The sequence below is a fragment of the Bradyrhizobium sp. WSM1743 genome (assembly GCF_000473065.1).
Lineage (GTDB): Bacteria > Pseudomonadota > Alphaproteobacteria > Rhizobiales > Xanthobacteraceae > Bradyrhizobium.
Genome location: NZ_AXAZ01000022.1, coordinates 1 through 15,808, shown reverse-complemented (window position 1 = coordinate 15,808; position 15,808 = coordinate 1). Strand labels below are relative to the sequence as shown.

The window sequence follows — 15,808 nt, the reverse complement described above, 5'->3', positions numbered from 1 at the left end:
GAAGGCCAGGAAGATCAGATCTGATCAGTCGGGCTGGCTTAGCGAAGCAACCGGCGTCCGCTTCGGTGCGCCGCGCGGGGCGTCGCTGCGGCTCAGCATATCCTTGAGATAGGCGACATTGGCCGCGGCCTGATCCGGTGGCAGGTCCGCCTTCACGATGGTCTCCGCTTCCGCGAAGCGGCCCTGGAGGCCGACCACCAAGGCGAGGTTCTGCCGCACCCGGGCGCTCGCACGCGGCGAGGCATAGGCCTGCCGCAGCGCCTCTTCCGCTTTCGGCAGCTCTCTAGACAACATGTAGGACAGGCCGAGATTGGAGAGCACGCCGGGATCGCCCGGTGCGATCTTCAGCGCGCTCGCGTAATAGGATCGCGCCTCCTCATGACGGCCCATCTGGTCCAGCGCGGTGCCCTGTACCGAGAGCAGGCGCCAGTCCGGATTGTCGGGCGAATGCGCCTTCGACAGGACGTCGTAGGCCTGCTGGAAATTACCGTTGTCGGCGAGTGCGCGGCCGTACTGGGCAAGCAGCGCCTTGTTGCCGGGATTGGCGATGGTCGCCTGCTCAAGCACGGCGGCGGCCTGGGCGCGCTGGCCGTTGGCCCGCAAGGCCTGACCGTAGGCGAGTGCGGCGTCGGCATCCTTGGGATTGGCGCGGTAGCGGTCGCCGTAGACTTCGACGGCACGCGCTGGATCGCTGGGCGCACGATCGGCGGGAGTAGCCTCCGCCCGAGGGCCGACCGAGCCCGTTACCTCGGAGAGTTTCGACATGGCCGTGCAGCCGCCGAGGCCCATCGCCATCGTCGCGACCAGCGACGTGGAGGCAAGTAGCCGGGTAAGACTGATCCGTTGACGCATGACGCCTTGACTCTCGAGCCGCTCGACCGAGCCGAACGCGCCAGCAATAGAATGTTAACCCTAACGGCCGGTTAACGCCGTCTCGGGCCCACCGCTCTCACGGCGGCGATTGTTACGGCGGCCCTTCACCGCCGAGGTCCAGTTCGAGGCCGAGCGTCGATCGCCGACTGGACTGCCGGATCACGGGAAAAGTCCCGCCCTGCCGGCAGCCTGATGACGCCGTCCGGCAGGTTCGAATCGAGCGGCCTGAAGACGGAATCGTTGCGCTGCCTTGAATAGCGAGTGATCGCGAAACGGTGCTCCGTGCGCGCGGCACGGGACGCGAGGCCGAAATGGATGAGGTTGAAGCCGGCAGCATCGCCGGCTTGCCCAGTCGAGGATGGACAGGAGACCACGTAGATCGTGCGCCAGAACGCCTCCCCGCTCTCGCGCGACGTCGCGCGCGGATCGGGAATGGAATAGCGGGTCAGTCCCTCGACATGGCGATGACCGTGCAGAACCAGATCGACGTTGATCGAGGTGGCGGCCTCGAGGAAGGTCGCGGGTGCGGCGAGATACATCAGCGGTTCGTCGGGCACGCCGAGAAAGCGCTTTCCTTCGCCGGTCGCCTGCGGCAGCGGATGATGGTGCAGGGCCAGCACACGCACCAGGTTTTCCGCCGGCTCGGCATAATCGGCACGCCCCGCACAACCCATGCTGCCCGCGAGCTCGGCGCTCAGCCGGGCGGAATCTGCGACCATCGCCTGGTAAGCGCTCTCGTCGATCTTGCCGCTCGCGAGCGTCATGAGGCTTGCGCGATTGGAATCGAGCAGCACCAGGTCGAGGCCTGCCTGCCGGTAGTAGATACTCTTCGAGGTCCGCGGCAGGTGCAGATAATCGTATGCGTCATGACGGCCTGCACGCTGGCTCGGCCGCTTGGCATCGCGATTGCCGGCAACGGCCTGGATGTCGGTGAACAGCCCGGTCTGCCGGAAGGACGCGATGACGGCGAGCGCCTCGTCGAGCGCGCGCGGCGTCGGGTCGTCCACCAGATCCCCCGTGATCAGCAGGATGCGATCGGGGACATCCGTGACGCCCGTCATGTTCTCGCGAATCGCGGCCGTGAGTGTCTCGATGGTCGGGAGCAGCCGGCCCGACCCGTCCAGATGCAGGTCGGAAATCTGCGCAATAACGAACGATCTATCCATTTTGCGCCGCTCATCTGCAAATGCTGCGCCGCCCAAACGATGAGAGAAATGCTTCGACCAACGGATTCAGGCCGCATCAGCCAAGAATGAAGCTGGGCAGGTATCAATCACGTGCCGCCGCGTGTCTGCGTTCGGAGCATGCAGAGCGAGCAACACAATCTAAAATGTTCGTCAATAATGCCACAACCAAGGCGCTAGTAAAGCCCTGCGATTGTGTCCATGCGAACGGCAGTTCTCGGCGTGAGATACGAGATCCGCCCGAGGACGGTTTCGTCTCGCCAGGTCAATATTCGATGGCGAGCCGCTTGCGGATCTCGTCGACGCGCTTGTCGAGCGCATCGAATCGCGCGTGGATGGAGCGGTCGTGGAGATAGAAGACGTAACCGCCGGCAAGGAACGCGAAGATCCAATGGTGATGCTCGACATAGCCAAGAATCGCCTCGACGGCCTGGCCGATGAATGTGACCACGCTCCACACGAATTCCATCGCATTTCCTCCCGGCGCTTCCTCGTCGGTCGCCGGCGATCTCCACATCTGGCGGCCGCTCCCGGAACCTAGCATGGCCCCCTTGCGGCGAGTAGCGGCTCGCTGAACGGTGACGGCAAAGCCGATTGCAGCGGCGGCGAAACTCTGCGAAGTCTCGTCCGTTCGCATGACCTGCTTGATCCGACGATCCGGACCCGCCAATGCCTTCTGTCTTCGAGACGTCACCCACCGCCACCCCGATCATCTTCGTCACCAAATCGAGCTGGGATCAGGTCGCCGAGACGCTGCCGCCGGCGCAACGCCAGTTCGCGAGCGCGAGCGCCTTTGCCGCCAAGCCAGGCGGCTATCTGGCGCTGCCCGCGTCCGACGGCGCCATCGCACAGGTGCTGTTCGGACTCGAAGACGCGGGTGCCAGATCGCGCGACCTGTTCCGACCCGGCGCCCTGCCCGGCCTGCTGCCGCCGGGCACCTATCGCTTTGCCAATGAACCGCACGATGCGCGGCTGGCGGCGCTCGCCTTCGCACTGGGATGCTATCGCTTCGCCCGCTACCGCAAGGCTGATCGCCCCGAGGTCCGGCTGGTGCCGCCAGACGGTGTCGACGCGGCCGAGATCGAGCGGATCGCCGATGCCGCAATGCTCGCGCGCGACCTCATCAACACGCCGTCCAACGACATGGGCCCGTCGGAACTCGCCGCAGCCGCCCAGGCGCTCGCCGCCGAGTTCGGCGCAAGCTTCGCCTGCACCAGCGGCGAGGATCTGAAGACGAACTTCCCGTTGATCCACGCCGTCGGCATGGCCTCTAGCCGCGCGCCGCGGCTGATCGACATCGGCTGGGGCGATCCTGAACATCCCAAGGTGACGTTGGTGGGCAAAGGCGTGTGCTTCGACACCGGCGGGCTCGACCTGAAGCAGTCGAGCGGCATGCTGATCATGAAGAAAGACATGGGCGGCGCCGCCAACGTGCTCGCGCTGGCGCGCATGGTGATGGATGCGAAGCTGAAGGTGCGACTGCGCGTGCTGATTCCGGCGGTGGAGAACGCTGTCGCGGGCAATGCCTTCCGTCCGCTCGACATCTTTACGTCGCGCAAGGGCATCACGGTCGAGATCGGCAACACCGACGCGGAAGGCCGGCTCGTGCTTGCCGACGCGCTGGCGCTGGCGGACGAGGAGAAGCCGGATCTTCTGATTGACCTCGGTACACTGACCGGCGCGGCGCGCGTTGCGCTCGGGCCGGATTTACCGCCCTTTTACACCAATGATGAGACCCTGGCCGCCGACGTCGCGCGCTGCGCAGTGAAGGAGAACGATCCATTGTGGCGCATGCCGCTGTGGCTGCCTTACGATGCGTGGCTGGACTCCAAGACCGCCACCATCACCAATGCGCCGTCGGGCGGCTTTGCCGGCTCGATCACCTGCGCCCTGTTCCTGCAGCGCTTCATCGAGCACGCCAAGAGCTGGCTGCATGTCGACATCTACGGCTGGACGCCATCGGCGAAGCCGGCGCGGCCCGAGGGCGGCGAGTGCCAGGCCGCGCGCGCCATCTACGCATTGCTGAGCGAGCGCTATGCATGATCCAAGACACGATCCAAGGCTGACGCCGGCGCGGGGCGATATCGCCGCGAAATATCTCGAAGGCAAGGTCGAAGCGGAGCGCTTCGTCACCGGGGAAGAATTCGAGGTGATCGAAGCGATCGCGCCGGTGCGCGAGCAGCCGTCCTCGAGCGCGATGCTGATGACGGAGACGCTGCGCGGCGAGCGCGTCACGGTCTACGACCGCAACGGCGAGGGTTGGGCCTGGGGCCAGCTCAAGAGCGATGGCTATGTCGGCTGGCTTCCCGACGCGGCGCTCTTGAAGCCGACGGCCGCGCCGACGCACATGGTCAGCGTACTTCGGACGTTTGCGTTTCCCGGCCCGTCGATCAAGCTGCCGCCCGCCGACACGCTGGTACTGGGGTCAAAGCTGACAATCGTGCGCGAGGATGGCAGCTTCGCCGTGACGCGCGACGGGGCATTCTTGCCGAAGACGCATCTCGTTCCGCTAGATCATCGCGAGCCGGATATCGTTGCCGTCGCCGAGCGCTTCGTCGGCACGCCCTATCTGTGGGGCGGCAAGAGCAGCCTCGGCATCGATTGCTCGGGCCTCGTGCAGGTGTCGTTGACCGCTGCCGGCATCGGCTGCCCGCGCGACAGCGACATGCAGCTGGCGGGTCTCGGACGTACCCTGGAGCCGCGTGAGCGAGGCAGCTTGCTGCGCGGCGACCTGATTTTCTGGAAGGGCCATGTCGCCATCGTCCGCGATGGCAACACCATGGTTCACGCCAATGCCTATCACATGGCGACCGTGATCGAACCGATCGAGCCCGCGATTGCGCGGATCAGGCAGGCCGGCAGCGAGGTCGTGGCGGTCAAGCGGCTCTGATTATTCTTGTCATTGCGGGGCACGCGCGCAGCGCGTGAACTATGGTGCGCAATTGCGCACCTGAGAATCTCGCGCCGTCATCTCTGGATTCCGGGTTCGCGCTACGCGCGCCCCGGAATGACGCCAATTCCTACGTCGCCACCGACCCATTCCCGGCCGTTTCCAGCCGGAACGCCGCGGCGAACAGCGCGCGGGTGTAATCCGTCTTCGGATTCCTGAACAGCTCGGCAGCTTGCCCCTCCTCCATCACCTTGCCACCGCGCATCACGATGAGATGGCTGGCGAGCGAGGCGACGACGCGTAAGTCGTGCGAGATGAACATGTAGGTGAGGTCACGCTTGCGCTGGAGCTCGCGCAAGAGATCGACCATCTGCGCCTGGAACAGCATGTCGAGCGCGCTGGTCGGCTCGTCCAGCACGACAAAATCCGGCTCCAGCACCACCGCTCGCGCGATGCTGATGCGCTGGCGCTGGCCGCCGGAGAATTCGTGCGGATAGCGGAAGCGCGTATCCGGATCGAGCCCGACATCCTCGAGCGCCTTGACGACCCGCGCCTCGCGCTCCTCGCGCGACAGGTTCGGCTGATGCACGGAGAGGCCCTCGGCGATGATGTCGGCGACCGACATGCGCGGTGAGAGCGAGCCGAACGGATCCTGGAACACGATCTGCATGTCGCGCCGGAAGGGGCGCATCTCCTTGAAGCGCAGACCCTGGATGTCATTGCCGAGGAACACAATGCGGCCGTTCGAGGAGATCAGCCGCAACAGCGCCAGCCCCAGCGTGGTCTTGCCCGAGCCGGATTCGCCGACGACGCCGAGGGTCTCGCCCTTGCGCACGGCGACGCTGACGCCGTCAACCGCCTTGATGTGGCCGACCGTCTTGCGCATCAAGCCGCGCCTGATCGGAAACCAGACTTTGAGATCATCGGCCGACATCACCACCGGCGCACCCGGCTGCGGCGGCGCCGGATCGGGCTTCGGCTCCGCCGCGAGCAGGTCGCGCGTATAGGGATGTTTCGGGGTCTTGAAGACCTGCTCGACCGGCCCCTGCTCGACGATCACGCCGCCCTTCATGACGCAAACCGTGTCGGCGATGCGGCGGACGATGCCGAGATCGTGGGTGATGAACAGCAGGCTCATGCCGAGGCGCGAGCGGATCTCGGCAAGCAGCGCCAGGATCTGCGCCTGCACGGTGACGTCGAGCGCCGTGGTCGGCTCGTCCGCGATCAACAGATCCGGCTCGTTGGCGAGCGCCATCGCGATCATCACGCGCTGGCGCTGGCCGCCGGAGAGCTGGTGCGGATAGCTCTTCAGCCGAGTCTCGGGCTCGGGAATGCCGACCTGGGTCAGCAGCTCCAGCGTCCGTCTGCGCGCCTCGGCATTGCTGGTGGGATTATGCAGCTGGATGATCTCGCCGATCTGCGCCTCGATCGTATGCAGCGGATTGAGCGAGGTCATCGGCTCCTGGAAGATGATGGAGATGTCGCTGCCTCTGATCTCCCGCATCTGCTGCTCGGATTGGTCGATCAGCTCCTGCCCCTTGAAACGGATGCTGCCCGAAGGATGCGAGGCGTTCGGGTACGGCAGCAGCTTCAAGATCGAGAGCGCGCTGACCGACTTGCCGGAGCCGGACTCGCCGACCAGCGCCACGCACTCGCCGCGCTTGATCTGGAACGAGACCTTGTCGACCGCGAGCGTGGTGGCGCCGCCCTGGTGAAAGGCCACCGAGAGGTCGCGCACGGCAAGCAGGGGTTGGTTTATCGCGTCCATTAGCTTACCTGAACGTCTTGCGCGGATCGAAGGCGTCGCGCACGGCTTCGCCGATGAAGATCAGCAGCGACAGCATGATCGCGACCGAGAAGAATCCGGAGAAGCCGAGCCATGGTGCCTGCACATTGGCCTTGGCCTGCGACAGGAGCTCGCCGAGCGAGGGCGAACCGGGCGGCAGGCCGAAGCCGAGGAAATCGAGGGCCGTCAGTGTCATCACCGAGCTCGACACGATGAATGGCAGGAACGTCATGGTCGCGACCATCGCGTTCGGCAGCAGGTGACGGAACATGATGACCGGGTTGGAGACGCCGAGCGCCCGCGCCGCCTGAATGTATTCGAAATTGCGCCCGCGCAGGAACTCGGCCCGCACCAGCCCGACCAGCGAGACCCAGGAGAACAGCAGCAGGATTCCGAGCAGCACGAAGAAGCCGGGCACGAGGACCGAGGACAGGATCAGGAGTAGATAGAGCGAGGGAATCGCCGTCCAGATCTCGATGAAGCGCTGGAAGATGAGATCGACCCGGCCGCCGAAATAGCCCTGCACCGCTCCCGCCGCGATGCCGATGACGGACGAAACGATCGTGAGACAAAGGCCGAACAGCACCGAGATGCGGAAGCCGTAGATCAATCGCGCCACCACGTCGCGGCCCTGATCGTCGGTGCCGAGCCAGTTGTATTCGAGATCGCGGCAGCTCTTCAGCCCCTTCTTCTCCACCACCGGCTTGCACTGCTTCTCCGTCAGCATCCAGGTCGGCGGCGACGGCGCCGGCGTCGGCAGGTCGAGATTGTGGGTGTCGTAGGAGTAACGGATCAGCGGCCAGACGATGCTGCCGCCCTTGTCCTTGATCAGCTTCTGCAAATAGGGATCGCGGTAGTCGGCCGCCGTCTCGAAATCGCCGCCGAAGGTCGTTTCCGAATAGGTCACGAAGGCGGGCCAGTACAGGCGGCCGTCGAACTTGATCAAGAACGGCCGATCGTTGGCAATCAGCTCGGCAAACAGGGAGATCACGAACAGGCCGATGAAGATCCAGAACGACCAGTAACCGCGCCGGTTGGCCTTGAAGTTCTGCCAACGCCGCCTGTTGAGTGGCGAAGGCGCGAAGGGCTTGCGCGTGATCGGTACGACCCCTCCCAGCGGAGACTTGGCCGTGGTCTCGATCGGCGTCGGCGCGGTAATCGTCATCAGACCTCCCGCGCCTCGAAATCGATCCGAGGGTCGATCCACATATAGGTTAGGTCGGAGATCAAATTGATCACGAGGCCGACCAGCGAAAAGATGTAGAGCGTGCCGAACACCACGGGATAGTCGCGGTTGAGCACGCTTTCGAAGCTGAGCAGCCCGAGCCCGTCCAGCGAGAAGATGGTCTCGATCAGAAGCGAGCCTGAAAAAAAGGCGTGGATGAAGGTCCCGGGGAAACCGGCGATCACGATCAGCATCGCGTTGCGGAAGACGTGGCCATAAAGCACGCGGCCCTCACTGCAGCCCTTGGCCCGCGCGGTCATGACGTATTGCTTGCGGATCTCGTCCAGGAACGAGTTCTTGGTCAGGAACGTCATGGTGGTGAACGCGCCAAGCCCCATGGCGATCAGCGGCAGCGTCAGATGCCAGAAATAGTCGAGGATCTTCCAGTACCAGGGAAATTGCGACCAGCCGTCCGATGTCAGTCCGCGCAGCGGGAACCAGTTGAAGAACGAGCCACCGGCAAACAGGATGATGAGCAAGATCGCGAACAGGAAGCCGGGAATCGCATAGCCGAGCACGAGCACCGTCGACGTCCAGGTGTCGAACCGCGCGCCGTCGTTCACGGCCTTGCGAATGCCGAGCGGAATCGAGATCAGGTAGGTCAGAAGCGTCAGCCAGATGCCAAGCGAGATCGAGACGGGCAGCTTCTCCTTGATGAGCTGAAGCACGCTGACGTCGCGAAAATAGCTCTTGCCGAAGTCGAACCGGGCGAAATTCCACACCATCAGCAGAAAGCGCTCCGGTGCCGGCTTGTCGAAGCCGAACTGCACCTCCAGCTTCTTGATGAAATCGGGGTCGAGCCCCTGCGCGCCGCGATATTTCGAGTTGATGGCGTCGCCACCGGCACCGACCTGACCAGGTGCGCGCTGCGCAAAATCGCCGCCGCCCGAAATGCGCGACGTGCCGCCGGTATCGGCGCCCGAGAGCTGCGCGATCACGCGCTCGACCGGGCCGCCCGGCGCGAACTGCACGACGACGAAGGACACGAAGAGAATCCCGAGCAGGGTCGGGATCATCAGGAGGATGCGGCGGGCGATATAGGCGCTCATGGCTATTTTGCCTGCTCGAGCTTGGCCGCCTTGGCCGGTTCATGCCACCAGATGTCGGGCGCGCCGACGCCGTTGGCATAGCGCGGCAGCTTCTGCGGATGGCCGAACTGATCCCAATAAGCCAGCCGGTGCGTCTTGTTGTACCATTGCGGCACCCAATAGCGGCCGGCGCGGAACAGGCGATCGAAAGCGCGGCAGGCGACGGTCAACTCTTCGCGGCTGTCGGCCGCCATGATCTTCTCGATCATGGCATCGATCGCCGGGCTGGCGACGCCCGCGAGATTATACGAGCCCTTGGTGTTCGCCACCTGCGAGGAGAAGAACGCGCGCATGGCATCGCCTGGTGTCGCCGACATGCTGAAGCGCTGGATCGTCATGTCGAAATCGAAATCTTCCTGGCGCGCCTTGTGTTGCACGGCATCGACCAGGCGGACGCTCGCCTCGATGCCAAGCGTCGCGAGATTCTTGATGTAGGGCGCGTGGTGCGGCTGGAACGAAGGCTCATCCAGCAGGAACTCGATCCTGAACACCTCGCCATTCGGCAGCACTCGCCTGCCATCCTTGATCGGCACGCCGGCTTCGTTCAGCAGTTGCTGCGCCTTGCGCAACAGGCTGCGATCTTGCCCGGAGCCGTCCGACACCGGAGGCGTGAACGGCGCAGCGAACACTTCGTCAGGAACCCGACCGCGGAAGGGCTCGAGCAGCTTCAGCTCCTCCGGCGAAGGAGGCCCATTGCCGGCCATGAGGTCCGAGTTCTGGAATGGCGATACCGTACGGGCATAAGCGCCATACATGATGGTTTTGTTGGTCCACTCGAAATCGAAGGCGTTGATCAGGGCCTCGCGCACGCGCGGATCTTTGAATTTGTCGCGCCGCGTGTTGATGAACCAGCCCTGCGCACCGGACGGCGTATCGTCGGGCACGACCTCCAGCTTGACGCGGCCATCCTTCGCAGCCGGGAAGTCATAGCGTGTCGCCCAGATGCGCGAGGTGAACTCCTCGCGATAGAGATAGCTCTTGCCGGTGAAACCCTCGAAGGCGACATCGCGGTCGCGATAGAACTCATAGCGCACGACATCGAAATTGTAGGTGCCGCGGCAGGGCGGCAGATCGGCAGCCCACCAGTCCTTCACCCGCTCATACTCGATATAGCGATTGACCTCGAACTTGCCGACCTTATACGGACCCGAGCCCAGCGGGGTCTCCAGAGACGATTCATCGAACGGGCGAGACGCGTAGTACGCCTTCGAGAAGATCGGCAGGCCGGCGACATAAAGCGGCACGTCGCGCGCGCGCCCCTTGGCAAAAGTGACGACGAGCGTCGCATCGTCGAGCGCTTCCGCGCTGACCATGTCGCGCATCTGCACGATGATCAGCGGATGTCCCTTGGTCTTCAGCGCCGTTAGCGAAAACGCAGCATCGTGCGCGGTGAGCTTGGTGCCGTCGTGGAATTTCGCCTCGGGCCGCATGGTGAAGCGATAGACCAGCTTGTCCGGCGAGATCTGCACGGATTTGGCGGCAAGCCCATACATCGCATCGGGCTCGTCGTTTGCCCGCACCATCAGAGGTGCAAACGTCATGTCCATGCCCTGCGCGCCGTCGCCCTTCAGGATGAAAGCATTGAGCGAGTTGAAGGTCTGGTAGGACTGGTTGTACGAGCGCACCGACGGGATCAGCGAGAACGTACCGCCCTTCGGCGCGTCGACATTGACGTAATCGAAATGATGGAAGTCGGCTGGATATTTGAGATCGCCGAACGCCGAGATGCCGTGCGCCTCGGTCGCCGCTTCCGACGCGCGCGCGCCGTGCAGCAGCGGCGCGCCGACGGACGCCCCGAGGGCGCCGCCGACACCCAAGACCAACACATGGCGGCGTGACATCTGCGTCATGCGGGAAATGTCCTTCACGACTTCTTCGCGATCCGTGCCGCCTTGTCTGCGTCGTACCACCAGATGAAGGGGAAGCCGGACTGACCGTATCTGGGCAGTTCCGTCGGCCGGCCGAAGCGATCCCAGCGCGCGGTGCGCACCTTTGGATAATTCCATTGCGGCACGACGTAGTGATTCCACAGCAGCACGCGGTCAAGTGCCTTGGTCGCGGCGACGAGATCGTCGCGATCGGTGGCGTAGATGACCCGCTCGATCAGCTTGTCGATCGCGGGATTTTTGATGCCTGCGATGTTGCGCGAGCCGGCGATATCGGCCGTCTTAGACGACCAGAACTCGCGCTGCTCGTTACCTGGCGACTGCGACTCGCCCCATGAATTAGTGACGATGTCGAAATCCCACTCGCGGGTCCTGTTTTCGTATTGAGTCGGGTCGACCGTTCGGACGGTGACGGCAATGCCTAGCCGCTCCAGCGACGGTTTGTAGAACAGCGTGATCCGCTCGAAGCTGGGATCCGAGTTCAGCAATTCCAGGGAGAACTGGGCGCCTGTCTTGACATCGATCAGCTTGCGGTCGCGCACCTCATAACCGGCCTCCTTGAACAGGCGCAGCGCCTCGCGCAGATTGTCGCGCACGGCCTCCGGACTGCCGCCGACCGGATTGGTGTAGGCCGTGGTGAAGACTTCGGGCGGCACCTGGGCGCGGACGGTCTCGAGGATTTCGAGCTCCTTCCCCTGCGGCAGGCCGGTCGCCATCAGATCTTCGATGCCGTCGAAATAGCTGCTGATGCGCTTGTACTGACCGTAGAAGATCTGCTTGTTCATCTCCTCGAAATCGAACGCGTAATTGAGCGCACGCCGCACGCGTGGATCGCTGAACTTGGCACGGCGCAGGTTCGGCACGAAGGCCTGCATCACGCCCGAGCTGCGATTGGCGAACTCCTCGAGGATCACGCGCTTTTCAGCGACGGCCGGGAAGTCGTAGGCGGTCGCCCAGTTCTTCGCGCTGTTCTCGGTGCGCCAATCGACCTGGTCGGCCTTGAACGCCTCGATCGCGACAGTGGCGTCGCGGAAATATTCATAGCGCAGCTCGTCGAAATTGTTGCGGCCTACGTTGGCGGGAAAGTCGCGCCCCCAATAGTCCTTGACGCGCTCCAGCGCGATCGAGCGCCCGGCAACGAATTCCTTGATCCTGTAGGGGCCGGAGCCGAGCGGCACTTCCAGCGTCGTGGCGGAGACATCGCGCTTGCGACCTTGCGCGTCCGTCCCCTCCCACCAATGCTTCGGCAGGACAATCAGTTGCCCCACGATCTGCGGCAGCTCACGGTTGCCGGGGGCGTCGAACACGAACCTCACCTCACGCTCACCGACCTTCTCGGCCTTCACCACATGGCTGTAGTATGCCGAGTACATCGGATGGTGCTTCTTGAAGGAATCGAGCGAGAAGATCACGTCATCCGGCGTGACGGGCTTGCCGTCATGCCATTTCGCCTGCGGCCGCAAGCGGTAGGTGACGAAGGAGAAGTCGTCGGGGTGGCTGACCGCCTCGGCCAGCGCACCGTATTCGGTCGAGACCTCGTCGAGCGAGGGCGTCGTGAGGGATTCGTAGATGAAGGCGACGGCACCGGCGACCTGCCCCTTCACGCCTGATACGACGATGTTGAAATTGTCGAACGTGCCGACGGCGATCTGTCGCGCGAAGCCGCCCTTCGGCGCTTCCGGATTGACATAGTCGAAGCGCTTGAAATCGGCGGGGTACTTGACTTTCCCGAACAGCGACAGCGCATGGCGCCAGGGCAGCTCAGTTGCTGATTGCGCCTGCGCCGAGCCGACGGGAACGCCCGCGACGGAACCAAGGGCGGGAAGCGCTGCGGCAGCAGTGCCGGTGAGCAGGAGATCGCGTCGGGTAATGGCCAAATCAACATCCCTGTCTTGAAGGAGGCTACTCCTTTAAGTTCCCAATATAGGCGAGGTTTCGACCGAATATGTTGCTTTTTCCTCATCTTGGAAGCCCCGGTGGCCTATCGGATGCGGCCAAACGCCCCGATAACGTCGTCGCGAGGCCCGGACAAGGAAACGGCCAGGCTTTTCAGCCCGGCCGCACATTCCGAAATGGGTTCTGGAGGCCTTACTTCGACGCGGTCGGCAGCGGCTGAGGATGGTCCGAGAGCGAATTCAGATAGGCAATGACGTCGGCGCGCTCGGAGTCCTTCGGAATGCCGGCGAAGCCCATCGCGGTGCCCGGGATGAACCCCTTCGGGTTGGCGATGAACTTGTTGAGATCGTCGAACGTCCAGGTGCCGCCCTTGGCCTTCATGGCAGCCGAGAAGTTGAAGCCGCCGCGGCCCTCGCCCCTCTTCTCGCCGACGACGCCATAGAGGTTCGGACCGACACGATTCGGGCCGCCCTTCTCGAACGTGTGACAGGCGCCGCATTTCTTGGCGGCGGCAGCACCCTTCTCGACGGAGGCAGTCTGGAGCAGCTTTTCGATCGGCTCGGAGGCTGCGGCGGCGGCGCCACCTTCCTTGCCGTGGCCAGCATCTTCCTTCACCGCGATCTCGAAACCCGGCTTTTCCGGCATCTTGGGGGAGAACAGCGCGCTCGCGGTGAAGCTCGTCACCAGCAGAACGAGACAGGTGCCGAGCACGGCGCCGAGAATCTTATTGAGTTCGAAAGAGTCCATTTCCGGCCAGGCCCCACCGCAAGAAGGAAACAGCGGCCCAGATGGCCGCCAGGACGAGCCTCGGGAGAATCAAAAACGTTCCTTATTGTTTCCCCGAGTTTTGCCATTGAGATATCGGTTTGCCCGGGGTCTGGCAACCCGTATAAGCGAGCCGGCTTTCAGCCCGTCCCCACCCCATTTCTCGGCGCGGAAAACGCACCGTTTCCAGGCTCTTGACCCGATGACCGATCCTCGCATCCTGGTGCTGATCCCGGCCCGCATGGCCGCCACCCGCCTGCCCGGCAAGCCGCTCGCCGATATCGCGGGATTGCCGATGATCGTGCATGTGCTGCGCCGCGCCGAGGCCGCTGCGATTGGCCGGGTCGCTGTCGCAACCGACACGCCAGAGATCGCGTCCGTGGTCACCGCCCATGGCGGCGAGGCTGTGATGACCCGCCCCGACCACCCCTCCGGCTCGGACCGCATCCACGAGGCCATGCAAAAGCTCGATCCCGAGGGCAAGGCCGAGATCGTGATCAATCTCCAAGGCGATTTCCCGACCATCACGCCGGCGACCATCCGCGAGGTGCTGCCGCCCTTTGACGATCCCGCAGTCGACATCGTCACATTGGCCTCGCAGATCCACACCGAGGAGGAGGACCTCGCGCCGAGCGTCGTGAAGGCGATCGGCTCGCCGATCGGGCCGAAGCGGATGCGGGCACTTTATTTCACCCGCGCGACAGCCCCTTACGGCAACGGACCGCGATACCACCACATCGGCCTTTACGCCTATCGTCGCGCCGCACTGGAGCGGTTCGTATCGCTGCCGCCTTCGCCGCTGGAGCGCCAGGAGAGCCTGGAACAGCTCCGGGCGGTGGAGGCCGGCATGCGCATCGACATCATGATCGTCGACAGCGTACCCCGCGGCGTCGACACGCCGCCCGATCTCGAAACCGCGCGCAGCATCCTTTCCAAATCCTGAGGCGCTGTTACAAGGCCGACCATGAGCAAGATGAAGATCGCATTCCAGGGCGAACCCGGAGCCAATTCCCACATCGCCATCGTCGAGGCCTATCCCGACGCCGAACCGATGCCCTGCGCCACGTTTGAAGACGCGCTGTCGGCGATCTCCTCGGGCGAGGCCGATCTCGGCATGATCCCGATCGAGAACTCGGTCGCCGGCCGCGTCGCCGATATCCATCACCTGCTGCCGGCCTCCGGCCTCTTCATCGTCGGCGAATGGTTTCTGCCGGTGCGGCACCAGCTGATGGCGGTGAAGGGGACCAAGCTCGACGACATCAAGAGCGTGGAGAGCCATGTGCATGCGCTGGGCCAGTGCCGGCGCATCATCCGCAAGCTCGGCATCAAGCCGATCGTGCACGCCGACACCGCCGGCAGCGCCCGCGACATTTCCGAGCGCAAGGACAAGACAGTCGCCGCGATCGCCTCGCGCCTTGCTGCAAAGATCTACGGCCTCGACATCCTCGCCGAGGACATCGAGGACGAGGCCCACAACACCACGCGCTTCGTGGTGTTGGCACGCGAGCCGAAATGGGCGTCCCAAGGCACCGGCCCGCTCGTCACCACTTTTGTTTTCCGCGTGCGCAATTTGCCGGCCGCGCTCTACAAAGCGCTCGGCGGTTTCGCCACCAACGGCGTCAACATGACCAAGCTCGAGAGCTACATGGTCGACGGCAATTTCTTCGCCACGCAGTTTTACGCCGACGTCGAAGGCCACCCCGATGACAAGGGCCTCGCCTTCGCGATCGAGGAGCTGAAATTCTTCTCGCGCGAATTCCGCATCGTCGGCGTGTATCCGGGGCATCCGTTCCGGGCAACGTTCAGCGAGGCGCAGCAGGACTAGTCTCGTGTCCCGGACGCGCCAAGTGCGAGCCGGGACCTGGAGGCCGCTAGCCTCGGGGCTGCAATGGGCCCCGGCTCTGCAGCGCACCGCTGAAGAAGCGCTGCGCTGCGTCCGGGGCACCAGAGCGGCCTAGTCTTACTGAGTCATCCGGCCGCAGCCGTTGAGGCTGAGAATCAAGTATTTGTAGGGATTCAATGTTTGGCGCGCGGAGGGCCAGATGAATCTCGATCAAGGCGGAGACAGCAAAACCCGGTTTGCGGAGTATGTGGCGGGGCTTGGTAGCGTGATCGGTCACGCGGAGCGGACGAGACCGCTGCGCGATTATTGCACTGGCCTGATGTTGCCGGGTGATCGCAAGAGCGTCGAGCCAATGGCGGCGCGGACGGCTCC

The 15,808-nt window shown here is 64.0% G+C and carries 14 protein-coding genes; 5 read left to right on the top strand and 9 right to left on the bottom strand.

What is annotated here, in order from left to right; all coding sequences use genetic code 11:
- Positions 1-24 precede the first annotated feature (24 nt).
- From YU9_RS0115745 to YU9_RS0115735, 3 genes are all read right to left on the bottom strand, one after another.
- Positions 25-852, bottom strand: coding sequence for a tetratricopeptide repeat protein (locus YU9_RS0115745; protein ID WP_027573708.1), 828 nt, complete (start codon positions 850-852; stop codon positions 25-27).
- Between the two features lie 125 nt (positions 853-977).
- A complete protein-coding gene (locus YU9_RS41540) occupies positions 978-2,039 on the bottom strand; it encodes a metallophosphoesterase (protein ID WP_245266399.1) in 1,062 nt (353 codons plus the stop codon).
- A gap of 283 nt (positions 2,040-2,322) precedes the next feature.
- Positions 2,323-2,526: a hypothetical protein gene (locus YU9_RS0115735; RefSeq protein ID WP_027573707.1), complete on the bottom strand. Its 204-nt coding sequence runs from the start codon at positions 2,524-2,526 to the stop codon at positions 2,323-2,325.
- Positions 2,527-2,726: 200 nt separating this feature from the next.
- Between YU9_RS0115735 and YU9_RS0115730 the strand changes: the two genes are divergently transcribed.
- Both YU9_RS0115730 and YU9_RS0115725 read left to right on the top strand, forming a co-directional pair.
- Entirely contained in the window at positions 2,727-4,100 is a 1,374-nt protein-coding gene (locus tag YU9_RS0115730; protein WP_027573706.1) for a M17 family metallopeptidase, read from the top strand.
- Complete coding sequence (locus tag YU9_RS0115725; RefSeq protein ID WP_027573705.1) at positions 4,093-4,947, top strand: C40 family peptidase; 855 nt, start codon at positions 4,093-4,095, stop codon at positions 4,945-4,947. The genes YU9_RS0115730 and YU9_RS0115725 overlap by 8 nt, the downstream gene beginning before the upstream one ends.
- 130 nt (positions 4,948-5,077) lie before the next feature.
- On the opposite strand, the gene YU9_RS0115720 is transcribed toward YU9_RS0115725, so the two are convergent.
- The 6 genes from YU9_RS0115720 to YU9_RS0115695 form a co-directional block, all read right to left on the bottom strand.
- A complete protein-coding gene (locus YU9_RS0115720) occupies positions 5,078-6,715 on the bottom strand; it encodes an ABC transporter ATP-binding protein (RefSeq protein WP_027573704.1) in 1,638 nt (545 codons plus the stop codon).
- A 4-nt stretch (positions 6,716-6,719) separates the two neighbouring features.
- A complete protein-coding gene (locus YU9_RS0115715; RefSeq protein ID WP_027573703.1) occupies positions 6,720-7,898 on the bottom strand; it encodes an ABC transporter permease in 1,179 nt (392 codons plus the stop codon).
- Positions 7,898-9,007, bottom strand: a complete 1,110-nt coding sequence (locus YU9_RS0115710; protein WP_027573702.1) for a microcin C ABC transporter permease YejB — start codon at positions 9,005-9,007, stop codon at positions 7,898-7,900. The genes YU9_RS0115715 and YU9_RS0115710 overlap by 1 nt, the downstream gene beginning before the upstream one ends.
- Positions 9,008-9,009: 2 nt before the next feature.
- Complete coding sequence (locus YU9_RS0115705; RefSeq protein WP_027573701.1) at positions 9,010-10,896, bottom strand: extracellular solute-binding protein; 1,887 nt, start codon at positions 10,894-10,896, stop codon at positions 9,010-9,012.
- Between the two features lie 14 nt (positions 10,897-10,910).
- Positions 10,911-12,809, bottom strand: coding sequence for an extracellular solute-binding protein (locus tag YU9_RS0115700; RefSeq protein ID WP_027573700.1), 1,899 nt, complete (start codon positions 12,807-12,809; stop codon positions 10,911-10,913).
- A 211-nt stretch (positions 12,810-13,020) separates the two neighbouring features.
- Positions 13,021-13,575, bottom strand: coding sequence for a cytochrome c family protein (locus YU9_RS0115695; protein ID WP_027573699.1), 555 nt, complete (start codon positions 13,573-13,575; stop codon positions 13,021-13,023).
- Between the two features lie 220 nt (positions 13,576-13,795).
- On the opposite strand from YU9_RS0115695, the gene YU9_RS0115690 reads away from it, so the two are divergent.
- The 3 genes from YU9_RS0115690 to YU9_RS45735 form a co-directional block, all read left to right on the top strand.
- Positions 13,796-14,536, top strand: a complete 741-nt coding sequence (locus YU9_RS0115690; RefSeq protein WP_027573698.1) for a 3-deoxy-manno-octulosonate cytidylyltransferase — start codon at positions 13,796-13,798, stop codon at positions 14,534-14,536.
- Between the two features lie 21 nt (positions 14,537-14,557).
- Entirely contained in the window at positions 14,558-15,418 is an 861-nt protein-coding gene (locus YU9_RS0115685; protein ID WP_027573697.1) for a prephenate dehydratase, read from the top strand.
- 217 nt (positions 15,419-15,635) lie between these two features.
- Positions 15,636-15,808: transposase (locus tag YU9_RS45735; protein ID WP_198028246.1), on the top strand; the 173-nt coding region annotated here is incomplete at its 3' end.